Origin of the sequence: Mycolicibacterium sp. Y3, from assembly GCF_051188035.1 — a bacterium.
Classification (GTDB): Bacteria; Actinomycetota; Actinomycetes; order Mycobacteriales; family Mycobacteriaceae; genus Mycobacterium; species Mycobacterium fluoranthenivorans.
Map to the genome: position 1 here is coordinate 4335346 of NZ_JAVQLT010000001.1, position 22208 is coordinate 4357553.

A 22208-nucleotide genomic window follows, 5' to 3' on the forward strand; every position below is an offset into this window, starting at 1 on the left:
CCGCTAGACCACGAACATGTCTTCCTTGGACCACTGCGGTGCGGCGATGCGGGCCGCCGCGGCGTGCGCCATGTACGTCAGGTGATCGGTGCCCTCGGGCACCTCCTTGGGAATGACCCCGCTGACCTTCTGCGTCTTGAACACGGTGCCCGGCGCCAGATCGAAGTGCGGGAACTCCGGCTCGGTGCAGCCCAGGCACGGCATCCCGGCCCGCGTCTTGGAGGACTGGCGGTTCCACAGGATCCGGTTGCACGGCGAATGAGTCATCGGCCCGCGGCAGCCGAACTCGTAGAACAGGCACCCGGTGCGGGTTCCTTCGCCGAACGACATCGTCGACTGCTTGTACTCGAAGAATTGCACACGGGTGCAACCGGTTTGGGTGAAGGTCTTGAAGAACGTCTCGGGCCGGTGCAGTTCGTCCAGCGTCAGGTCGCCGGCACGGCCGGTGGCCAAGGCGACAAGGATCTGGGTGATCCAGTCCGGATGGGCCGGACAACCGGGAATGTTGATGACGGGCAAACCCATCTTCGACTTGAAGTCCGGGCCGAGAAAGCCGCCCTTGCCGCGCTTGTGGAATTGCAGTCCGGTGGACTGTGACGGGTTGGGCTCCATCGCGGGTATACCACCCCAGCAGGCGCAGTCACCGATCGCGACGACGATCTGTGCAGCGCCGGCGAGGTCGGTGACCCAGTCCTTCATCGGCCGGTCGGCGAACATGTCCATCCGTCCGCCATGCGCTTCGATGACGCTGCCCTCGAAGACGAAGATGTCAAGTGGGCGTTCGCCGCTCGCGCAGTCGTTGAAGACCTTCTGCGCGTTCTTACCCAATTCAAGACCCAGCGATGGATGCCAGAGCAGATCGAGCCCGAAATCCACGATCAGGTCGACGACATTGGGCTCGTCGGCGTTGAGGAACGACATGGTGTTACCACTGCACGCACCTCCTTGAAACCACAGCACCGAAGCCATGCACACTCCTCTCCTGATGGCCCCCGGCGCACCGGGGTCTGGTCATGCGGGTGTCATCTGGTGGCCAGTTGTCTGCCGAATGCCTTGGCCACCTGCAGCAGGAAGCCGAGGCCGCGGACCGCATCGGGGTCCTTGGCCGATTTGAGGATTCCGAAGAATCCCTTCGGGCCCTGGGGATTGCGCGCGGTGGCAGACTTCGCCTCGACAAGTGCCGCACCGAGTTGCCCGAGCACCTCGGCCGCCCGCGGATCGACCAGGCTTGACCCGAGAAGAGAATTCAGCGCGGGCGTCGCCTCGATCACCTTTCCCGAGAGCGTCGCGAAAGTACCCGCCAAGCCCGCCAGGTCCACCGATTTCAGCGGCGTGTTCACCTCACCCTTGAACTCACCGATCGCCGAAGTCACGGAATCGCTGATCTCATCGCTGCGGCGCACCAGTCCGTCGAGGCCGGACACCAGAATTGCCAGGAGATCGGCGTGTTCGAGGAGATCGTTGAGCGCTGCGGCCACCCGGGGATCGTCCAGCTTGGCGCGGACTTGATCGGCGGGCGACACGTACAGAACCTGGCCGTTCGCTGTCATGTGTGCCTCCGTGCCTGAAGATATGGCCTCGTTCACAAGCTAGCTCTCCGAACGGGCTGCGCCTATCGCTATCGCGCAGTTATTGTCAGGATTGCGCACACTTCAATACGCTGGTGCGCAGCGGGATTGGTGCACACTTGCGTGAAGCCGTCGATCGTTTAGGTGAGCCTCTGCTTATGCAGTCAACGCCTGCCGGGTGGCCACGATGTCACGCCTGAAGCGCCTCGGATTCATCGACGTCCGCCACACCGAAGACCCGGTTCGGCGAAAAGTCCGGTCGCGCGGCGTGCCTCCCGCCTTGACCGGCAACGAGATCTTCTACACCGAGAACATCCACGAGGCCACCACGTTGCTGGGCCAGGCGTTGTCGCCGTTGGCACTGCACGTTGCCGACGAGCACACCGACGGATTCGCCGCAGGCATGCACGGGGTACGCCTGCGCAATGTCAGCATGCTGTACTTCGACCTGCACGTGCCCGCCACGATCGACATCCCGAGACTGGGCAACTATGTCGCCGTGCACATGCCGATGAACGGCAGCGCACTGGTCAGCCACCGCGGCAACACCTTCGAGGCGAACAGCATCTGCTCGGCGGTATGCAGCCCAGGCGACCCGCTGACCATGCGCCTCGATCTGGACTCCCCACAGCTGGTCATCCGGATCGAGGAGCCGGCGATGACGGCCTACCTGACCCGGATCATCGGACGCAGCCTTGCACAGCCCCTGGCTTTTGAACCCCAATTCGACCTCACCAGCGAGGCCGCGATGCGTTGGCATGCTGCCGTACAGCTTATTCACACCGAGGTGTTCCACCCTGGTTCGCTGGTCGGGCGTGGGCAGGGTATCGGCGCCGTCGAGGATCTGGTGATGAGCAGTCTGCTGCACCTGCAACCGTCGAACTACCACACCGAATTCACGTCACCGGGGCGCACGGCCAAACGCAAAGCGGTGGTTCAGGCAGCTGTCGAGTACCTGGACGACCATCTCGCCGAGCACGTCACGATGAATTCGGTCGCCGAAGCCGTGCACATGAGTGTGCGGGCAGTCCAACAGGGTTTCCACGAGCAGCTCGGTATGACGCCGATGACCTATCTGCGAGAGCGACGCCTGGAGCGGGTCCATGAGGAACTCATGGATGCCACACCGGCCGACGGCATCACGGTGACATCGGTCGCCGAACGATGGGGGTTTCACCACCTCGGCAGTTTCGGTGTCGAGTACCGCAAGCGCTGGGGCGAGTCACCATCGCAAACCCTGCGACGCTGACTGCGTCGGGTCAGCAGATGCGCGGTAGTTGTTCGCCCAGTTCACGTTCGATGACCCGGGTGGTGCCGAACGACGTGCGCCCAACCGCCATGCCCGGATGTTCGGCGACGACCCGGCCGATGACAGCGGCGCCGACCCCGTCCGGCCGGGCTCTCATCGCCGCCAACACTGCCTCGGTGACCGCCGGGTCCACGAACGCCACCAACTTGCCCTCATTGGCCACCTGAAGCGGATCCAGGCCCAAGAATCCGCATGCCGACGCCACCGCCTCCGGCACCGGGATCGCTGCTTCGTCGAGCGCGATCCCGACCCCCGCCGCCTTGGCGATCTCGACCACCGCGGCCACCAGGCCGCCGCGGGTCGGATCCCGCAGGGCATGGATACCGCCGGTGGGCGCATCCGCGGCCAGCATTGCGGCGACCAACCGGTGCAGCGGTGCGCTGTCAGTGGTGACGACGGTGCCGAAATCAATACCCGCGCGCACACTCATGATCGCCACGCCGTGCTCACCGACGGCGCCGGAAACAATGATGTCGTCACCGACGCATGCCCGCTCGGGTCCGATGTCCACCCCGGCCGGGATCACCCCCACTCCGGCCGTGTTCACGAAGAGCTGGTCCGCGCTGCCCTTGCCGACCACCTTGGTGTCGCCCGTGACGATCCCGACCCCGGCATGGTCGGCCGCCTTGCCCATCGACTGGGCGATCCGGCCGAGCACTTCGAGTTCGAGACCCTCTTCGAGGATGAAGCCGGCCGTCAGACCCAGCGGCTGGGCACCGCTCATGGCGAGGTCGTTGATGGTTCCGTTGACGGCCAGGTCGCCGATGTTGCCTCCGGGAAAGAACAACGGCTGCACCACATATGAGTCCGTGGAGACCGCGATCCGGCCGGCGGGCACGGTCAGCACCGCCGAATCGCGCGACGGTCCCCGGGCGCCGAACGCGCGCAGGAAGAGGTTCTCGATCAGCTCCTCGGACAAAATGCCGCCGCCACCGTGGCCCATCACGATGCGTTTGGTCTCCCGCAGGGGAAGTGGGCACACCCAGTCCGCCGGATCGATCGCGGTCACCTCAGACATGGGCAAGATCCAGCCTGCGGAACTGGTAGTACGCCGCGCACGCCCCTTCACTGGACACCATCGTCGCGCCCAGCGGCGTGCGAGGAGTGCAGGATTTCCCGAAAGCCGGGCACTCATTGGGTTTCAGGAGGCCCTGCAACACCTCACCACTGTGGCATTCGGCGGATTCTGCGACCTGTAGGTGGCCGACCCCGAACTTCTTCTCGGCGTCGAACTCCGCGTAGCGCGGTGACAGCGTCCAGCCCGATTTTTCGATCATGCCGATACCCCGCCACGATCGGTCGGTGACCACAAAGACGTCGTTCAACGTCTGCTGGGCCACCAGATTCCCGGCCGCGGTGACCGCCCGGGGGTAGGCGTTACGCAGTTCGGCCTTACCGTCTTCGAGCAGTTCGACGAGCTGGCGGACTCCTTCGAGCAGGTCGAGCGGCTCGAAACCCGACACCACGATGGGGATGCCGAACTTCGCAACGAGCGGCCCGTACTCGGAGGTGCCCATCACGGTGCACACGTGGCCCGCGCCGAGGAAACCCTGGACCCGATTGGTCGGCGAGGACAAGATGGCCGTCATCGCCGGCGGCACCAGCACATGCGATACCAGCAGAGAGAAGTTCTTCAGGCCCAGCCGTTGGGCATGCACCACCGACATGGCGTTGGCCGGGGCGGTGGTCTCGAAGCCCACCCCGAAGAACACCACATCCTTATCCGGGTTCTCCGCCGCGATCTGCGTGGCGTCCAACGGCGAGTACACGATCCGCACATCCCCGCCGCGGGCACGCACGCTGAACAGGTCCTCGTGACTGCCCGGTACGCGCAACATATCGCCGAATGAGCAGAAGATGACGTTCTCGCGCCCGGCGATCTCGAGGGCCCTGTCGATCAATTCCAGCGGCGTCACGCACACCGGGCAACCCGGGCCGTGGATGAACTCGACGGCGTCGCCCAGTAGTTGGTCGATACCGTTACGGATGATCGAATGAGTCTGTCCACCGCAGACTTCCATGATCGTCCAGGTACGGCTGGCTCGCCGCTTGATGTGGTCGACGAGCGCCCGGGCCGCAACGGGGTCACGGAATTCATCGAGGTACTTCACGCCGGCTCCCGACGTTCTCCGGTGTGCGCCGACGGCTGGACACCCGCGAGTTCTTCTTCGAGGATGCCGAGTTCGGCGAACATGTTCAGGGTGTTGTTGGCGGATTCCTCATCGAGCCGGTTCAGGGCGAATCCGGCGTGCACGATGGTGTACTCCCCGATCTGCAGGTCGGGCAGGTAAGCGAGGCAGACCTTCTTGGTGGTACCACCGAAATCCACCGTGGCCATCCTGGTACCCGACTCCTCCCAGATGTCGACTATCTTGCCGGGGATTCCGAGGCACATATGCCACTTCCTTCTGTCGAGGATCGCCTGTCTGCGGCCGCGACGGCGGCCTGGCCCAGGGCCAGGCCGCCGTCATTACACGGCACGACACTGTGGGTGAGCACTTCGAAGCCACGATCGGCCAGATCGTTTCGAATGCCTTCGAGCAAAAGACGATTGGCGAAGACCCCACCCGTCAGCCCGATGGTGGGGATCGCGGCGGCCAGCGCACTCTCAGCGGCCACTCCGACGGTGGCCCTGATCACGGCCTGATGGAACGCCCACGCCAGCTCCGGCACAGCCGCACCCGCACGTAAACCGTCGACCAATCCGATGATCGCCGGCGTCGGGTCCATGACACCGTCGCCGATCTCGAAATCCACGGCCCGCGCTCCCGGCCCGCCCGCGCGCGCCAATTGCTCCAGCTCGATGGCGGCCTGGCCTTCGTAGGTGACCTGCTGGCAGACGCCCAGCAGGCTGGCCACGCCGTCGAACAGCCGCCCCATACTGGTCGTCGCGACGCACCCGATCCCGCGCGGAATCTGCTGGGCCAGTACGTGTCGGCCGGTCTCGCCCACGGCCGAGACCGGAGGCAGGTCCGTATCCCACCGGACACCCGCCCGGTGCAGGAGGTCGAGTGCGATCCGGGCGGGCTGGTGTACGGCACCGTCACCGCCGGGCAACGCGAAGGGTGCCAGATGTCCCACCCGGGTGAATCCGCATGCACCCGAGAGCAACAGAACTTCACCGCCCCAGATGGTGCCGTCGGGGCCGTAGCCGGTTCCGTCGTAGGTGACCGCAAGCAACGGGCTGCCGAGGCGGGCGTGCTCGGCCAGCAGCGACATCGCGTGGGCATGATGATGCTGCACATAGCTGATGGGTCCACCCCGGCGTTGCGCCCAGCGAGTGGTCGCATATCCGGGGTGCATATCGCAGACGATGCGCCCGTAGCGCCGGTCCGTCATGCGCGCCAGATGCTCGAGCGTCGCGGAGAAGCAGGACTGCGTGCGCGGGTCCGCCATATCCCCCAGGTGAGATGACAGGTGCGCATGTCCGTCGGACCCCAGCAGACAGAAGGTCGTCTTGAGATCACCGCCCGTCGCCAGGAGGACGGGTCCGTCGGCAACCGGAACGGACACCGGCAATGGCGCGTATCCCCGGGACCGGCGCAAGGGCAGCGTGGCGCCCCGATCGTCGACGGTCAGCACCGAGTCCTCACACGCAACGTGGATGGGCCGGTCGTGGGACAGCACGGCGTCGGCAAGCCCCGCGATCCAACTCAGGTCGCCGTCCCGGAAGACGATCGGTGACCCACCCGCGTTGGCAGAGGTCATCACCAGTGCGGTCGTGCCCAATCGCTCGAAGAGCAGGTGATGGATCGGCGAGTAGGCCAGCATCACCCCGATATCGCGCAGGCCGGGCGCCACCAGCGAACAGACGCCGGCACCGGATCGGGGCACCAGCACGATCGGCGCCGCAGCGGACGACAACAGCCGCGCCGAGGCATCGGAGATCTCCGCGATGCCACGGGCGGCTTGGAGATCGGGTGCCATCACCGCGAACGGCTTGGCCGGCCGCGATTTTCGCCGTCGCAGCTCGGCGATGGCCGTAGTCGAGTCGGCCCGGCACGCCAGGTGGTAGCCGCCGATCCCCTTCACCGCGACGATCCCGCCGGTCTCGATCATCGCGGCGGCCGCGCCGATGGGGTCCGCATCGCCACCCGGCCCCGACCACTGCAATACCGGGCCGCAGTCGGGACATGCGATGGTCTGAGCATGGAATCGGCGATCCCTGGGATCTCGGTACTCAGCGGCACACTGGGCGCACATCGCGAACTGCGCCATCGTGGTGGCGGGCCGGTCGTAGGGCAGGTCGGTGATGACGGTGTAGCGCGGGCCGCAGTTGGTGCAGGTGATGAAGGGGTGCCGGTAGCGCCGGTCGGTGGGGTCGCGCATCTCGCGCAGACAATCGGCGCAGCTGGCGATATCGGGGGGCACGAGGGTGCGGCCCGACCCCGTCGGAGTGCTGTCGATGATGCGGAAGTCACCGGCACCGGTCGGCGCGAGGACTGTCAGCACGAAGCTGTCGATGCGCGCCATCGGTGGCGGCGCGCGGCGGATATCCTCCACGGCGCCGTCGACGTCGACGTCGACACCCTCGAATTCGCAGTGCACCGAGCCGGAGTCGTTGTACACGAATCCGGTCACACCGCGCGCGTCGGCGATCCGCGCCACAGCGGGACGGAACCCGACACCTTGGACTACGCCGGTGATGTCGACCCTCGTCCGCACCGTCGTGCCAGGCGACGGTAGAACACGCTTCATGGGCCTCCCGAACAGAGCACGCCGATCGCGCCATTGGGCTGTCGGCGCGCACCGGCCTCCCAAGGCTAGACCCGTTTCCTGATGCCGGTTCGGCTATCGGTCCATCCGCATGAGGATTAAAGTGCGCAGTATCAACGACGAACCCAGACCGATAGCGCCTCGCTGTGCATGAGCTGTCGCTGTGCCAAGCAATAGCCGGTGTCGTGAACTCCCACGCCGCCGGGCGGCGCGTGAGCGTCGTGCGGGTTCAAGTCGGTGCCCTCCGCCAAGTCGTACCCGATGCGCTGGCGTTCTGCTGGACGCTGCTGCGCGACTTCGAGGACCTGGCCGAGGCCGAGCTCGAACTGGATCTGGTGGTCGCCGAGGTGTCGTGCCGAGCGTGTGGGGCGGGTTCGCAGATCGAATCACGGTTCTCTGTCGCATGCCCGCAGTGCGGCAGCGCCGACGTCGACGTCGTGCACGGCCACGAGTTTCTGGTCACATCGATCGAGATCGGCGATCTGCCTGCGGTCAGATCAACGGAAGGTGTTCAAAATGGGTAGATTCCACCGTCACGACGACGGCACGGTGCACAGCCACGAGGCCGGCCACGACCACGGTGACCACAGCGGGTACGACACCGGGTCGCAGCGTATCGACGTGCTGGAGTCGATCTTCGCCGAGAACGATGTGCGGGCCGACATCAATCGGGCCGCCTTCGAGACCAACGGCGTCCGCGCGCTCAACCTGATGAGTTCACCGGGCTCGGGCAAGACCACGGTGCTCGCCGCCACGCTCGACGAGCTCCGCGGCGATATCTCAGTCGGTGTGATCGAGGGCGATATCGCCACCGACCTCGACGCCGCCAAACTTGCAGGCCGCGGAGCACAGGTGTCACTTCTGAACACCAGCAACGGTTTTGGCGGCGAATGCCATCTGGATGCGCCCATGGTGAACCGGGCGTTGGCCGGACTCGATCTGGCCGCCCTCGACCTCGTGATCGTCGAGAATGTCGGAAACCTGGTCTGCCCGGCCGAATTCGACGTCGGCGAGCATGCCAAGGTGATGGTGTACTCGCTCACCGAAGGTGAGGACAAGCCGCTGAAGTACCCGGTCATGTTCCGCTCGGTGGACGTGGTACTGCTCAACAAGATCGACCTCGAACCGCATCTGGATGCCGATGTCGCGACCTACGTCGACCACGTGCATCAGGTGAACCCGCACGCATTGGTGCTTCCGCTGAGCGCGCGCACCGGGGCGGGCATGTCGGCGTGGTTCGACTGGCTGCGCGAATTCGCCTGCCACGCCGCCGAACCCACCCTCGCGCCCCCGGTCCACCTACAGCGGTGACGCGCCCCGCAGATGCTCGAAGATCAACGAGGTCTGCGTACCGGCCACATCGGCATCGGCATTGAGGTTCTCCACCACGAACGCGCGCAGGTCATCGGTGTCACGCGCGGCCACGTGCAGGATGAAATCGTCCCCACCGGCGAGGAAGTACACGTCCATCACCTGAGGGCGCTTGCGGATGTTGGCGATGAAGTCCCGGATTCGCCCACGCGCGTTGGACTGCAGGCTCACCGAGATCATGGCCTGCATCGTCAACCCCACTGCCGCCGGATCGATATCGGTATAGAACCCGCGGATCACCCCGATGTCCTGCAGGCGGCGTAAGCGGCCGTGACAGGTCGACGGGGCGATGCCGACGATATCGGCCAGCGCGCTGTTGGAGATGCGGGCGTCGGCGTGCAGGGCCAGCAGCATGCGCCGGTCGATATCATCGAGCTCCGCCGGCCGAACATCCTTCGGCGCGGGCGCCAGACGCGCTCGCGGTGACGTCGATTGTTCACGCATGACGGCATCTTAGCGAATTAACATCATAGTGATTGCTGTTGGGTCGAAGGTTCTTCACAATTGGACGCAGCATCCACCGTATCTACCGGTTCACACAGGAGCATGAAATGCGCGTCGGCATCCCGACTGAGATCAAGAACAACGAGTTCCGCGTCGCCATCACCCCGGCCGGCGTGGCCGAACTGACCCGCCGTGGCCACGAGGTCCTCATCCAGGCCGGCGCGGGTGAGGGTTCGGCACTGTCCGACAGCGACTACAAGGCCGTCGGCGCCCAGATCGTCGCCACCGCCGATGAGGTGTGGGCCGAGGCCGACCTGCTGCTGAAGGTCAAGGAGCCCATCGAGGCGGAATACTCGCGCCTGCGCAAGGGCCAGACCCTGTTCACCTACCTGCACCTGGCCGCGTCCAGGCCGTGCACCGATGCCCTGCTGGCCTCGGGTACCACCTCGATCGCGTACGAGACCGTGCAGACTGCCGACAACGCGCTGCCCCTGCTGGCCCCCATGAGCGAGGTCGCGGGCCGGCTGTCCGCCCAGGTCGGCGCCTACCACCTGATGCGCACCCAGGGCGGCCGCGGTGTCCTGATGGGCGGCGTCCCCGGTGTCGCCCCCGCCAAGGTCGTCGTCATCGGCGGCGGTATGGCCGGTGACAACGCGGCCGCCGTCGCCTGGGGTATGGGCGCGCACGTCACCGTGTTCGACCTCAACGTCAACACCCTGCGCAAGATCGATGCCGAGTACGGCGGCGCCATCGAGACCCGCTACTCCTCGAGCCTCGATCTCGAAGATGCGGTCAAGCAGGCCGATCTGGTGATCGGCGCGGTCCTGGTGCCCGGCGCGAAGGCGCCCAAGCTGGTCACCAACTCGACTGTCGCCCAGATGAAGTCCGGTGCGGTCCTGGTCGACATCGCGATCGACCAGGGTGGCTGCTTCGAGGATTCCCGGCCCACCACCCACGACGACCCGACCTTCGCGGTGCACGACACGGTGTTCTACTGCGTGGCCAACATGCCGGGTGCGGTGCCGCGGACGTCGACCTACGCGCTGACCAACGCCACCATGCCGTACGTGCTCAAGCTCGCCGACAAGGGTTGGCAGGCCGCGTGCGCCGCGGATGCCGCACTGGCCAAGGGACTCTCGACGCACGAGGGCGCGCTGCTCAACGAGCACGTCGCCAACGACCTCGACCTGCCGTTCACCGACCCGTCGACCGTCCTGATCTGATACCTCACCCCCACCGTCGCCCGGCTGGAATTCTCCGGCCGGGCGATGTGTATGTCACGGGTGATTCGGATCCAGCAGGTAGGGCAACACCAGGGTGGCGAGCTCACCGATCAGCGGCCGCAGGGCGTCGGCCTTGGGATCGTCGACCGCTGAGCGCGTCATGATCGCCAACAGCACGCGCTGCCCCTCGGGTCCGAACGCGATACCGACGTCGTTGGTGCTGCCGTAGTCGCCGCTGCCCGTCTTGTCCGCCGTCGCCCAGCCCGCCGGCAGACCGGCCCGCATGCTGGATGTCTGATTGGCCCGCATCCACTGCTCCAGCAGCAGCCGTTGCGGTGGAGCCAGCACATCCCCGGTCAGCAGTGCGCGATACCCGCCGGCCAGGGCCGCCGGCGTGCTGGTATCACGGGGGTCGCCCGGGATCGCCGAATTCAGCTCCGTCTCCCAACGGTCCAGCCGGGTGCGGTCGTCGCCGATGCTGCGGGCGAACGCCGTGATCGCGGGCGGGCCGCCGAGGCGCCTCAGCAACAGGTTGGCGGCCGTATTGTCGCTGCGCTGCAACGCCGCCTGACACAACTCGGCCAGCGTCATCTGGCTGCCCGCCCTGGGTCCGGTCACCGGCGAGTTCGCGACCACCGCGCTCGGGTCGACGAACTCCGTTGCCTCCAGCGCCAATTCGCCGCTGCCGACCTGCTCAAGCACCCGACCCGCGGCATAGGCCTTGAAGGTCGAGCACATCGCGAACATCTGGTCGGCCCGATGCGCCACCGCCCCCGCGGAATTCAGGTTCACAGCCGACAGACCGACCACGGCATTGTGCCTGCGCTCCAACGCACCGATCTGCTGGTCGAGCGGCGGCAGCGGTTCGGCGGGGTCGGCGTGCACGCGTTCGGCACTGCACGCGGCCACCGCGAAGGTGAAGCCGCCGATCAGGACAGTTCGCCGGGACAACCGCATGTTCCGACTGTACCCATCAGCCCGCGATATGACGAAGACGTTGCGGTAGTGAGCGTTTCGATTTGTAAGGCCCCAAGACCGCGGCGCCGAGCGGTTTGCTCAGCAGTTTGCGTGCCACCGCGTTCACCTCGTCGAGGGTGACGGCATCGATCTGTTCCAGGGTCTGGGCGATGGTGCGGTGTGCGCCGTAGTTGAGCTCGCTGCGGCCCATCCGGTGCATCCGCGACCCCGAGTCCTCCAGGCCCAGCACCAGGCCACCACGCAACGAGCCCTTGGCGATCCGGCACTCGGCTTCGGTGAGACCGTCGCGGGCCACCTCGTCGAGCACATCGGTGGCCAGCCGCACCACCTCATCGAAGCGCTCCGGCAGGCAGGCCGCGTACACCGACAGCGCACCGGCGTCGGAGAACATGTCGATGGTCGAATACACCGAGTAGGCCAGTCCCCGGGACTCCCGGATCTGCTGGAACAGACGGGAACTCAGACCACCACCGAGTGCGGTGTTGAGTACCGACATCGCCCAGCGGTGTTCCCAGTACCGGCCGGGGGTACGCACACCGGCAAGCACGTGGCTCTGTTCACCGTCGCGGTTGACCACCAGCAGACCCGGCCGTCCGGGCACCCGCCCGGCACCCTTGCGGGGCGGGAGCGCGGTGCGCCCACGGACCAGATGCGGGCCGAAATACTCGCGCGCCAGGGCGACGACCCGCTTGTGGTCGACATTGCCGGCCACCGCGAGCACCATGCGCTCCGGGGTGTAGCGGCGCACATGGAACGAGTGCAGCTGCGCGCGGGTCATCGCCTCGATGGACTCCGCGCTGCCGATCACCGGGCGCCCGACGGGGTGATCACCGAACATCGCGGTCAGGAACACGTCACCGAGGGTGTCCTCGGGGTCGTCGTCGCGCATGGCGATCTCTTCGAGCACGACATCGCGTTCGACTTCGACATCCTCGGCGGCACAACGGCCGCGCAGCACGACGTCGGCAACCAGGTCGACGGCGAGTTCCAGATCGGCGTCCAGCACGTGCGCGTAGTAGCAGGTGTGCTCGCGCGCGGTGAACGCGTTGAGCTCGCCGCCCACCGCGTCCATCGACTGGGCGATATGGACCGCCGAGCGCGTGGGTGTCGACTTGAACAACAGATGTTCGAGGAAATGCGCGGCGCCGGCCACCGACGGGCCTTCGTCACGCGATCCGACGTTGACCCACACCCCCACCGACGCGGAATGCACCGACGGGATGTACTCGGTGACCACCCGCAACCCTCCGGGCAGTGCGGTGACCCGCACTGCCTCGGAGGTGTCTTCGCCGCGAGTTCCGCGGCGTAATGCGGGTTTAGGCGTCAGCGGTCGCGGCATCTGTGACTGCGGGCTCCGCCGAATCATCTCCGGTGGCCTCGCCCTCTTCGGCGACCAGCACCAGCGAGATCTTGCCGCGGTTGTCGATATCGGCGATCTCCACCCGGAGCTTGTCACCGACCTTGACGACATCCTCGACTTTGGCGATGCGCTTGCCGCGGCCCAGCTTGCTGATGTGCACCAGCCCGTCGCGACCCGGCAGCAGCGACACGAACGCACCGAAATCGGTGGTCTTGACGACCGTGCCGAGGAAGCGCTCGCCGGTCTTGGGCAGCTGCGGGTTGGCGATCGCGTTGATCATGTCGATCGCGGCCTGGGCCGCCTCGCCGTTGGAGGCGCCGACGAACACGGTGCCGTCGTCCTCGATGGAGATCGACGCACCCGTCTGCTCGGTGATCGAGTTGATCATCTTGCCCTTGGGCCCGATGACCTCGCCGATCTTGTCGACCGGCACCTTGATCGTGGTGATCCGCGGTGCGTACGGGCTCATCTCATCGGGCTCGTCGATGGCCTCGGCCATCACGTCGAGGATGGTCAGGCGCGCGTCCTTGGCCTGGGCCAGCGCACCGGCCAGCACCTTGGACGGGATGCCGTCGAGCTTGGTGTCGAGCTGCAGCGCGGTGACGAAGTCCTTGGTGCCTGCGCACTTGAAGTCCATGTCGCCGAACGCATCTTCGGCGCCGAGGATATCGGTGAGGGTGACGTAACGACGTTCGGACTCCCCGGCCTCATTCTCCACGTCGTCAGAGACCAGACCCATAGCAATGCCTGCTACCGGCGCTTTCAGCGGCACACCGGCGTTGAGCAGCGACATGGTCGAGGCACACACCGAGCCCATCGAGGTGGAACCGTTGGAGCCCAAGGCTTCTGACACCTGGCGGATGGCGTAGGGGAACTCCTCGACCGAGGGCAGCACGGGCATCAGGGCCCGCTCGGCCAGCGCGCCGTGGCCGATCTCGCGGCGCTTGGGCGAACCGACGCGACCGGTCTCACCGGTCGAATACGGCGGGAAGTTGTAGTGGTGCATGTAGCGCTTGGAGGTCTCCGGTCCCAGCGAGTCGATCTGCTGGGCCATCTTGACCATATCGAGTGTGGTCACACCCATGATCTGGGTCTCGCCGCGCTCGAACAACGCGCTGCCGTGCGCCCGCGGGATGATGGCGACCTCGGCGCTCAGGGCGCGGATATCGGTGACACCGCGACCGTCGATGCGGAAGTGATCGGTCAGGATGCGCTGGCGGACAAGCTTCTTCGTCAGCGATCGGTAGGCGGCACCGATCTCCTTCTCGCGGCCCTCGAACTGGCCGGCCAGGCGCTCGAGCACCTCACCCTTGATCTCATCGGTGCGCTCATCGCGCTCGGCCTTGCCGGCGATGGTCAGTGCCTGCGACAGCGCCTCGGTGGCCACCGCGGCGACCTGGCCGTAGACGTCCTCCTGGTATTCGGGGAACAGCGGGTACTCCGCGGTTTCCTTGCCGGCGGCCGCGTGCAGTTCCTCCTGCGCGGTGCACAGCGCGGCGATGAACGGCTTGGCGGCCTCCAGGCCCTCGGCCACCACGGCCTCGGTCGGCGCACCCGCGCCACCGGCGACCAGCTCGATGACCCGGTCGGTGGCCTCGGCCTCGACCATCATGATCGCGACATCGTCGCCGGCCTTACGGCCCGCGACGACCATGTCGAACACCGCACCCTCGAGCTGCTCGACGGTCGGGAAAGCGACCCACTGGCCGTCGATCAACGCCACGCGGACGCCGCCGACCGGGCCGGCGAACGGCAGGCCGGAGATCTGGGTGGACGCCGAGGCGGCATTGATGGCGAGCACGTCGTACAGATCCTTGGGATCCAGGCTCAGGATGGTGACGACGACCTGGATCTCGTTGCGCAGGCCGGACACGAACGTCGGGCGCAGCGGGCGGTCGATCAGGCGACAGGTCAGGATCGCGTCGGTCGACGGGCGGCCCTCACGACGGAAGAACGACCCGGGGATGCGGCCCGCGGCGTACATCCGCTCTTCGACGTCGATGGTCAGCGGGAAGAAGTCGAAATGGTCCTTCGGGGACTTGCTGGCGGTGGTCGCGCTCAGCAGCATCGTGTCGTCGTCGAGGTAGGCGACGACGGAGCCGGCGGCCTGACGGGCCAGCCGGCCGGTCTCGAAGCGGATGGTGCGGGTGCCGAAGCTCCCGTTGTCGATGACGGCGGTGGATTCAAACACGCCTTCGTCGGTTTCAACTGCAGACATAGGTGTCCGTACAGCCTCTCTTGATCGGGTATTCAACTGTTTCGCGCGTCAGCGAACGTGAGACCCGTCCCGGATACGGCTACGGCCGTCGATCGAAGCGGCCGGGATGAACTCCCGGCAGCCACTACCGAAGACCGCCCGATACCTCGAACGGTGCGGTGACGCACAGGAACGGTGCGCGCGGAAACACGCGAACCGCACCAAGTGTCAGGGCCCAGTGGCCTAAAACACCCCCATGTTACACCGGGACGAAACTGCCACTGGCAAGCAGTGTCACGAGACGTCCTCGACGCACACGGTGAACTTGCGCTGGTCGTACGGGTAGCCCAGGCCACTCCCGCACTGATCGACGTTGGCCACCCCTTGCAGGATCTGCGTGGCGCGCTGGCGATGCGGCTGGGTGATATCACCACAATCCACCCGGATGGGGTCGCGGCCGTGCTCCGGATCGATGCTCATGCAACCGCCGGGCACCCAGTCGATATCCATGCAGGTGGTGCCGCCACCATCACCGAAGGTGCTGTGCATGGAGTAGTACGAGTCGGCATCGGTCGGACACTCGTCGCCGGTGGCGACGGTGGCGATGACCTTGTAGTTCGACTCGGGGCTTCCGCACTGCGCCTTGATGGCCTCCGGGCGGTCCGGCGGACCGCCCACTTTCAGGCAGTCCCCGGGCTCCAGATCCGCGGCCGCAGCCGACGAACAACCGGTGGTGAGTCCCCCCGCGAGAAAACAGAACGCGGCCAGCACGGCCGCGGCCCGCCGCGTCAGCGACGCAGACCGAGGCGCTCGATCAGCGACCGGTAGCGCTCGACGTCGACCTGTGCGACGTACTTGAGCAACCGGCGCCGACGACCCACCAGCAGCAGCAGCCCCCGCCGCGAGTGGTGGTCGTGCTTGTGCATCTTCAGGTGTTCGGTCAGATCGGAGATCCGCTTGGTCAGCAGGGCCACCTGAGCCTCCGGCGAACCGGTGTCGGTGTCATGCAGGCCGTACTGGCCGAGGATTTCCTTCTTCTGTTCGGCAGTGAGCGCCACGAAACAACTCCATCAAAAAGGTCCGCGAGGATTATCTGAGGCACGGCCGCCGCGAACTGCAGCACGCGCTGGGTCGCCGCGAAGTCTAGCAGCACCTCACTGCGCAGCGAGAATCGTGCGCGCCTTGGCGGTATCGCCCTGCATGGCGACCACCAGGTCGTCGACCGAGTCGAACTTCTCCTGGCCACGGATGCGCGCCACGAAATCGACGGCGACGTGCTGGCCGTACAGGTCTGCCTCGGTGTCCAGCACGAAGGCCTCGACCGTGCGGGTGCGCCCGGAGAAGGTTGGGTTGGTGCCCACCGACACCGCCGCCTGGTAGCGCTGTCCGGGTGTGACGGTGCCGACCACCGGGCCGTGCCCGAGCACGGTGAACCACGCCGCGTAGACCCCGTCGGCGGGGATGGCCGAATGCATGGGTGGGGCGACATTGGCGGTCGGAAAGCCGAGCACGCGGCCGCGCCCGTCACCGCGCACCACCACACCTTCCACCCGGTGCGGCCGGCCCAGCGCCTCGGCGGCGGCGACCACGTCACCGGCGTCGACGCAGGACCGAATGTAGGTCGACGAGAACGTCACGGTCTCGTCCCGGAGCAACACCCCGTCGCTGCGCTCACCCAGACCGGGTTCGGCCACTTCGGACACCAGGGTCATCCCTTCGACGGCGAAGCCGAACCGCTCACCCGCCTTGCGCAGCAGGTTCACATTGCCCGCCGCCTTCTTGCCGAAGGTGAAGTTCTCCCCCACCACCACCTCGACGGCATGCAGGCTTTCCACGAGCAGTTCGTGGATGTAGCGCTCCGGGGTCAGTTTCATGAAATCCGCGGTGAACGGCATCACCAGGAAGACGTCGATTCCGGTCTCCTCGACCAGTTCGGCGCGCCGGGTCAACGTGGTCAGCTGCGCCGGATGGCTACCGGGAAAGACCACTTCCATCGGATGCGGGTCGAAGGTCATGAGCACGGTCGGCACACCGCGCGAGCGGCCGGATTTCACCGCATGATTGATCAATTCGGCGTGTCCGCGGTGAACACCGTCGAACACCCCGATGGTCACGACACATCGTCCCCAGTCTGTGGGGATGTCTTCCCGGCCCCGCCACCGTTGCACAACGCAAGCCTACGGCGCGCACGCCTCGCCGTCTGCTCCGGATCCCCGGATCAGGTGATGATTGCCTAAACTTTCTCGGTGTGAGGTCCACGTGAGTCCCAACGGCAACCCGCACGACCTGACGACGGTTGCTCAGGACTACCTGAAAGTCATCTGGACCGCGCAGGAGTGGTCCAGGGAAAAGGTGAGCACCAAGCTGCTCGCCGAACGGATCGGTGTGTCGGCGAGCACGGCGTCCGAATCGATCCGCAAGCTCGCCGATCAGGGCCTCGTCGATCACGAGAAGTACGGCGCGGTGACACTGACCGACGCCGGCCGGCGTGCCGCGCTGGCGATGGTGCGCCGACACCGATTGATGGAGACGTTCTTGGTGCGCGAGCTCGGCTACGGCTGGGACGAGGTGCACGACGAGGCCGAGATCCTCGAGCACGCGGTATCCGACCGCATGCTGGACCGCATCGACGCGAAGCTGGGCTTCCCCACTCGTGATCCACACGGAGATCCGATCCCGGCCGCCGACGGCAGGGTGCCCACGCCGCCGGCCCGCCAGTTGTCGGCATGCAACGACGGCGATACGGGGACCGTGGCACGAATCTCCGATGCCGACCCGGAGATGCTGCGCTACTTCGACAGTGTGGGCATCAGCCTGGACTCGCGGTTACGCGTACTGGCCCGGCGCGACTTCGCCGGCATGATCTCGGTGGGTATCGAAGGCGACGGCACCGAGGACGGCAGTCAGGCTACGGTGGATCTGGGAAGCCCTGCGGCACAGGCAATTTGGGTTGTTCCCTAGCGATTTCGGTGACCCGGCCGGCTAACGCACCAGGCGCAACTGCGGGCGTGCCGACGCCTCGCGGGCCTGCACTTCGCGGGCGCGCATATCCAGCCCGGCCAGGCTGTCCACCAGCCGGCAGACGCCGTCGGCCTCGACGGCCTCCAGCAGCGCCGGACTCAGCAACGCGCCGCTGAACTGTCCGCTGGCGGTGATCCACGATCCCGAGCCCGCGGGCGACACGCGGAACATCAACCGCACCGACAGACCTTCAGCGCCGGTGGCGGCCAATTCGATTCGGGTGCCCTCGTCGACCGACTCGACAACCCAGTCCAGGGTGTTGGTGACGCCCAGCATGCGCAGCTTGGCGCTGAGCCGGGTACCCGCGGCTACGCTGGAGGGCGGCTGGGTGACCCAGCTGTCGTGGACGGTGAACCACTGCCCCCAGGTGCGGGGGTCCGTGAGTACCTGCCACACCGCTGCAGGGGAAGCGGACAGATGTTGCGAAGCATCGATATAGCCGACGGGCGCTTCACGTTCGCGGTGCGGGAAGATCCGTGCGCGGTCTCGTCGCGACACAAGGCGCCGTCCGTCGGTGTGGTCTGCGGCGTATCCGAACCACTCGGAGGGATGAGCGGGCAGCTGCATCGTCATATCTGTAACAACGCAAGCCGAACGACCGCGGTTCCCGTGAATTCTTGTGGTGCTGATCTCGAATTGGTCACGACCCCGGGATGAACCACAACACGCTGGACACGTGTTTCGGATGTGGCTCCTGGGGCTGTGGAGGCCTGGCGCGGCGCGCTACAGCGTGGCCGGCCGCAGCACGACGACCGATTTGGTACGAACGGAACCGTCCTGCAGCAGCGCGATCACCCGGCCGTCCGGCGCGGTGGCCGCGTACACCCCGTCGATACCCGCGGGCGCGAGCGCCCGGCCGTGCCGGGCGTCCTCGGTCTCGGCGTCGGTGAGATCACGTCTCGGGAACCCGAGCAGGCAGGCCTCGTCCAGCCCGTAGGACAACCGCGCGGCGTCGGCCAACTCGTCGAGCGTGCGGGCCTCGTCCAGGCCGTAGCGTCCGACCCTGGTGCGCCGCAGCGCGGTCAGGTGCCCGCCGACCCCCAGGGTGGCGCCGACATCGCGGGCCAGCGCCCGGATATAGGTACCCGACGAGCAGTCCACCTCGACGTCGACATCGACGAATTCGCCGGCCGCCGGCCCCGCGGCCTGAGCGTCCGATCTGCGCACGGCGAGCACCTCGAACCGGTCGATGCGCACCGGCCGCGCGGGCAGTTCGACCGTCTGCCCTTCCCGGGCCAGCTTGTAGGCCCGCTGGCCGTCGACCTTGATGGCGCTGACCGACGAGGGCACCTGGGAGATGTCTCCGCGCAGGACCGCGACCGCCGACTCGATCTGCTCATCGGTGATATGCGTCGCGGAGATGTCTTGGAGCACTTCGCCTTCAGCGTCCTCGGTGGATGTCGTCCGGCCGAGCCGAATGGTCGCGGCATAGGACTTGTCGGTGGCGGTGAGCAGCCCGAGGATCTTGGTGGCCCGTTCGATGCCGACCACCAGCACGCCGGTGGCCATCGGATCCAGTGTCCCCGCATGTCCCACTTTGCGGGTACCGAAGAGTCTTCGGCAGCGGCCCACCACGTCATGGCTCGTCAGCCCGGCCGGCTTGTCGACGATCACCAGGCCCGGCGGGATCACGCTGCGGCCCGCTGCGCCGGTCACAGTGTGATCGCCGTCAGCGCCAAACCGTCTCGCACAGTCCACCGCCCGGCCAGCACGTTCAGCGGCGGCCCGGACTCGGCGGCGGGATCGATGAGGATCCTCGACTCGAAGGTGCCGGCCGAACCCGAGGAGTCGGTGCTGAACCTGATGTGCGCATCCTCGAATCCCAGCCAGCGATGTGTCAGGGGAAACCACGCCTTGTAGGTGGCTTCCTTGGCGCAGAACAGGATCCGGTCCCAGTGCAGTCCCCCCGGCAGGCCGCCGAGTTCGAGGCGTTCCACGGGCAGACTGATCGCGTCGAGCACACCCTTGGGCAGCGTGTCGTGCGGTTCGGCGTCGATCCCCAGCGCGCGCACCTCGGCGCTGCGGCCCACCACCGCGCCACGGAACCCGTCGCAGTGCGTCAAACTCCCGACCACCCCGTCGGGCCAGCACGGTTCACCCTTGTCTCCCTTGAGGATCGGCACGGGCGCCAGCCCGAGTTCACCGAGGGCTTGACGGGCACAGTGCCGCACCGTGACGAATTCGTTGCGCCGCTTGGCCACCGAACGCGCCACCAACGGCTCCTCTTCCGGTAACGGTGCCAGGCCGGGGGGATCGTCATAGATTTCGGCGGACACCACGACCTCCGGTACCACCGCACGCAATAAACTCACGGTCAGTACCCCCGCCGGGTCTTGATGCGATCCTGCATCTTCTGGGCGTTCTCGCGCATCTCGGTGGTGATCTCGAAGTGCCCGCCGAATTCGTTCAGGTAGCCGGGCGCGTAATTCGGATCCGGCAGGATCTGTCGCAACCAGCGATATGGCTTGCGGCGCCGCCATTCCCGCGGATAGCCGACCGAGACCTCCTCGAACCGCACGCCGTCGTACCACGTGGTGCGCGGGATGTGCAGATGCCCGTACACCGAACAGATGGCGTTGTATCGGGTATGCCAGTCCTTGGTCGCCGTGGTGCCACACCACAGCGCGAACTCGGGGTAGAACATGGCGTCGCAGGGTTCGCGCACCAGCGGGAAATGGTTGACCAGCACCGTCGGGTTCATCCAGTCCAGATCCTCCAGGCGCTTGCGGGTCTGGGCCACCCGGTCCCGGCACCAGGCATCGCGGGTGGCGAACGGTTCGGCGGACAGCAGGAACTCGTCGGTACCCACCACGTTGCGTTCCCGGGCCACCGCCAGTCCCTCGGCCTTGGTCGCCGTGCCCTCGGGCAGGAACGAGTAGTCGTAGAGCAGGAACATCGGCACGATGGTGGCCGGACCGCCCTCCTCGTTCCACACCGGGAACGGGTGCTCCGGGGTCACGATGCCCATCTCGTCGCACATGGTGACGAGGTAGTCGTACCGGGACTGCCCGAAGATCTGCATGGGGTCCTTGTTGGTGGTCCACAACTCGTGGTTGCCCGGCACCCAGATCACCTTGGCAAACCGCCGGCGCAGCAGATCCAGCGCCCAGCGGATCTCGTCGGTGCGCTCACCGACGTCACCGGCAACGATCAGCCAGTCCTCGGGCGAGGACGGGTAGAGCGATTCGGTGACGGGCTTGTTCCCCGTGTGACCGGTGTGCAGGTCGCTGATGGCCCACAGCACCGGCCGGCGCTGATCTCGTGACGTCGCGGACACAACGGATCAGCCTACTTGCGCCACCCGCGGCCCTCCGGGCGAGCACGCGCCGAGCAACTAGAACCTGTTCTCATTTCCCGTCCGGACGCCCGATCCACCCTTGTACACTCCCCCGCAGTGCTCGATTGGGACGCACTGCGAAGTTCGAGGGGGTGTGATGGCTGCCAAACTGCGTCTGCTGTCGGCGCTGTGCGCGCTGGTGGCCGCGGTGATCGTGGTGTGGCAGGCCAACCCGGCCGGCGCTCCCGTGCAGGTCCGCGCCGCAGACCTGCCGCTGACCAACGTCTCCACGACCATCAAGTGGCCGGTCATCGAGACCACCGATCCGTCCCCGTTCGACCCCTGCCGGGACATTCCGCTGGATGTGGTGCAGCGCATCGGGCTGGCCTTCACCCCGCCCACCCCGGAGGACGGACTGCGCTGCCACTACGACGCCGGCAACTACCAGATGGCCATCGAAGCCTTCGTCTGGCGGACCTATGAGCAGTCCCTGCCCGCCGATGCGGTCGAACTGAACATCGGCGGCCACCGCGCGGCGCAGTTCTGGATCATGAAGCCCACCGACTGGAACGACCGCTGGTGGATCACCTGCATGATCGCCTTCAAGACCAGTTACGGCGTCCTGCAGCAATCGGTGTTCTACTCGCCGGTCGATTCACCGGATCGCCCGGACTGCCTGCAGACCAACCTGCAGCGCGCCAACGAACTGGTTCCGTACTACAAGTTCTGAGCCGGCGGGCGTGG

Annotated in this window: 23 protein-coding genes; 6 read left to right on the top strand and 17 right to left on the bottom strand. The window is 66.5% G+C overall.

Annotation, left to right across the window (positions count from 1 at the left end; all coding sequences use genetic code 11):
- Nucleotides 1-3 precede the first annotated feature (3 nt).
- Both QN239_RS21190 and QN239_RS21195 read right to left on the bottom strand, forming a co-directional pair.
- On the bottom strand, nt 4-969 hold the full coding sequence (locus QN239_RS21190; RefSeq protein ID WP_167158670.1) for an NADH-quinone oxidoreductase subunit B family protein: 966 nt from the start codon (nt 967-969) through the stop codon (nt 4-6).
- 53 nt (nt 970-1022) lie between these two features.
- Nucleotides 1023-1550 (bottom strand): DUF1641 domain-containing protein, encoded by a 528-nt coding sequence (locus QN239_RS21195; RefSeq protein WP_499013214.1) that lies wholly within the window; start codon nt 1548-1550, stop codon nt 1023-1025.
- Nucleotides 1551-1755: 205 nt separating this feature from the next.
- Between QN239_RS21195 and QN239_RS21200 the strand changes: the two genes are divergently transcribed.
- The gene (locus tag QN239_RS21200; RefSeq protein WP_499013215.1) at nt 1756-2817 is read left to right on the top strand and encodes an AraC family transcriptional regulator; all 1062 of its coding nucleotides are present in this window, start codon (nt 1756-1758) and stop codon (nt 2815-2817) included.
- Nucleotides 2818-2827: 10 nt separating this feature from the next.
- Here the strand turns inward: QN239_RS21200 and hypE are convergent, their stop codons facing one another.
- Genes hypE through hypF form a run of 4 tightly spaced genes read right to left on the bottom strand, consistent with a single transcriptional unit; the run spans nt 2828 to nt 7575 of the window.
- Entirely contained in the window at nt 2828-3895 is a 1068-nt protein-coding gene (hypE, locus tag QN239_RS21205; RefSeq protein ID WP_499013217.1) for a hydrogenase expression/formation protein HypE, read from the bottom strand.
- Nucleotides 3888-4988: a hydrogenase formation protein HypD gene (gene hypD / locus QN239_RS21210; RefSeq protein WP_499013220.1), complete on the bottom strand. Its 1101-nt coding sequence runs from the start codon at nt 4986-4988 to the stop codon at nt 3888-3890. Before hypD ends, hypE begins: the two co-directional genes overlap by 8 nt.
- Nucleotides 4985-5272: a HypC/HybG/HupF family hydrogenase formation chaperone gene (locus QN239_RS21215; protein WP_499013222.1), complete on the bottom strand. Its 288-nt coding sequence runs from the start codon at nt 5270-5272 to the stop codon at nt 4985-4987. The genes hypD and QN239_RS21215 overlap by 4 nt, the downstream gene beginning before the upstream one ends.
- Entirely contained in the window at nt 5245-7575 is a 2331-nt protein-coding gene (gene hypF / locus QN239_RS21220; protein ID WP_499013224.1) for a carbamoyltransferase HypF, read from the bottom strand. The genes QN239_RS21215 and hypF overlap by 28 nt, the downstream gene beginning before the upstream one ends.
- A 164-nt stretch (nt 7576-7739) precedes the next feature.
- Between hypF and QN239_RS21225 the strand changes: the two genes are divergently transcribed.
- A complete protein-coding gene (locus QN239_RS21225) occupies nt 7740-8117 on the top strand; it encodes a hydrogenase maturation nickel metallochaperone HypA (protein WP_499013226.1) in 378 nt (125 codons plus the stop codon).
- A complete protein-coding gene (gene hypB, locus QN239_RS21230; protein WP_499013228.1) occupies nt 8110-8904 on the top strand; it encodes a hydrogenase nickel incorporation protein HypB in 795 nt (264 codons plus the stop codon). Before QN239_RS21225 ends, hypB begins: the two co-directional genes overlap by 8 nt.
- Here hypB and aldR read toward each other — a convergent pair.
- Entirely contained in the window at nt 8893-9408 is a 516-nt protein-coding gene (gene aldR, locus QN239_RS21235) for an HTH-type transcriptional regulator AldR (protein WP_499013231.1), read from the bottom strand. The two genes, hypB and aldR, sit on opposite strands and share 12 nt — an antisense overlap.
- Nucleotides 9409-9515: 107 nt before the next feature.
- On the opposite strand from aldR, the gene ald reads away from it, so the two are divergent.
- A complete protein-coding gene (ald, locus tag QN239_RS21240; RefSeq protein ID WP_499013234.1) occupies nt 9516-10631 on the top strand; it encodes an alanine dehydrogenase in 1116 nt (371 codons plus the stop codon).
- A 54-nt stretch (nt 10632-10685) separates the two neighbouring features.
- Here ald and bla read toward each other — a convergent pair whose 3' ends face one another.
- The 6 genes from bla to QN239_RS21270 form a co-directional block, all read right to left on the bottom strand.
- Nucleotides 10686-11588, bottom strand: coding sequence for a class A beta-lactamase (gene bla, locus QN239_RS21245; protein WP_499013235.1), 903 nt, complete (start codon nt 11586-11588; stop codon nt 10686-10688).
- 16 nt (nt 11589-11604) lie between these two features.
- A complete protein-coding gene (locus QN239_RS21250) occupies nt 11605-12948 on the bottom strand; it encodes a M16 family metallopeptidase (protein ID WP_499013237.1) in 1344 nt (447 codons plus the stop codon).
- On the bottom strand, nt 12926-15187 hold the full coding sequence (locus QN239_RS21255) for a polyribonucleotide nucleotidyltransferase (protein WP_499013239.1): 2262 nt from the start codon (nt 15185-15187) through the stop codon (nt 12926-12928). The genes QN239_RS21250 and QN239_RS21255 overlap by 23 nt, the downstream gene beginning before the upstream one ends.
- Before the next feature lie 273 nt (nt 15188-15460).
- The gene (gene lppU / locus QN239_RS21260) at nt 15461-15958 is read right to left on the bottom strand and encodes an LppU family putative lipoprotein (protein WP_499016903.1); all 498 of its coding nucleotides are present in this window, start codon (nt 15956-15958) and stop codon (nt 15461-15463) included.
- Nucleotides 15955-16224 carry a 30S ribosomal protein S15 gene (rpsO, locus tag QN239_RS21265; protein WP_090356648.1) on the bottom strand — a complete coding sequence of 90 codons (270 nt, stop codon included), beginning with the start codon at nt 16222-16224 and terminating at the stop codon, nt 15955-15957. Before rpsO ends, lppU begins: the two co-directional genes overlap by 4 nt.
- Before the next feature lie 96 nt (nt 16225-16320).
- A complete protein-coding gene (locus tag QN239_RS21270) occupies nt 16321-17334 on the bottom strand; it encodes a bifunctional riboflavin kinase/FAD synthetase (RefSeq protein WP_090356650.1) in 1014 nt (337 codons plus the stop codon).
- Nucleotides 17335-17425: 91 nt separating this feature from the next.
- Between QN239_RS21270 and mntR the strand changes: the two genes are divergently transcribed.
- Nucleotides 17426-18127 carry a manganese-binding transcriptional regulator MntR gene (gene mntR / locus QN239_RS21275; RefSeq protein ID WP_499013243.1) on the top strand — a complete coding sequence of 234 codons (702 nt, stop codon included), beginning with the start codon at nt 17426-17428 and terminating at the stop codon, nt 18125-18127.
- Between the two features lie 21 nt (nt 18128-18148).
- On the opposite strand, the gene QN239_RS21280 is transcribed toward mntR, so the two are convergent.
- From QN239_RS21280 to pptH, 4 genes are all read right to left on the bottom strand, one after another.
- Entirely contained in the window at nt 18149-18754 is a 606-nt protein-coding gene (locus QN239_RS21280) for a type II toxin-antitoxin system Rv0910 family toxin (RefSeq protein WP_499013246.1), read from the bottom strand.
- 156 nt (nt 18755-18910) lie between these two features.
- A complete protein-coding gene (gene truB / locus QN239_RS21285; protein ID WP_499016905.1) occupies nt 18911-19819 on the bottom strand; it encodes a tRNA pseudouridine(55) synthase TruB in 909 nt (302 codons plus the stop codon).
- A gap of 20 nt (nt 19820-19839) precedes the next feature.
- Complete coding sequence (gene pptT, locus QN239_RS21290) at nt 19840-20505, bottom strand: 4'-phosphopantetheinyl transferase PptT (RefSeq protein ID WP_499016907.1); 666 nt, start codon at nt 20503-20505, stop codon at nt 19840-19842.
- Nucleotides 20502-21464: an ACP phosphodiesterase PptH gene (gene pptH / locus QN239_RS21295; protein ID WP_499013247.1), complete on the bottom strand. Its 963-nt coding sequence runs from the start codon at nt 21462-21464 to the stop codon at nt 20502-20504. The genes pptT and pptH overlap by 4 nt, the downstream gene beginning before the upstream one ends.
- Before the next feature lie 157 nt (nt 21465-21621).
- Between pptH and QN239_RS21300 the strand changes: the two genes are divergently transcribed.
- The gene (locus QN239_RS21300) at nt 21622-22194 is read left to right on the top strand and encodes a DUF3558 domain-containing protein (RefSeq protein ID WP_499013250.1); all 573 of its coding nucleotides are present in this window, start codon (nt 21622-21624) and stop codon (nt 22192-22194) included.
- Nucleotides 22195-22208: the final 14 nt, after the last annotated feature.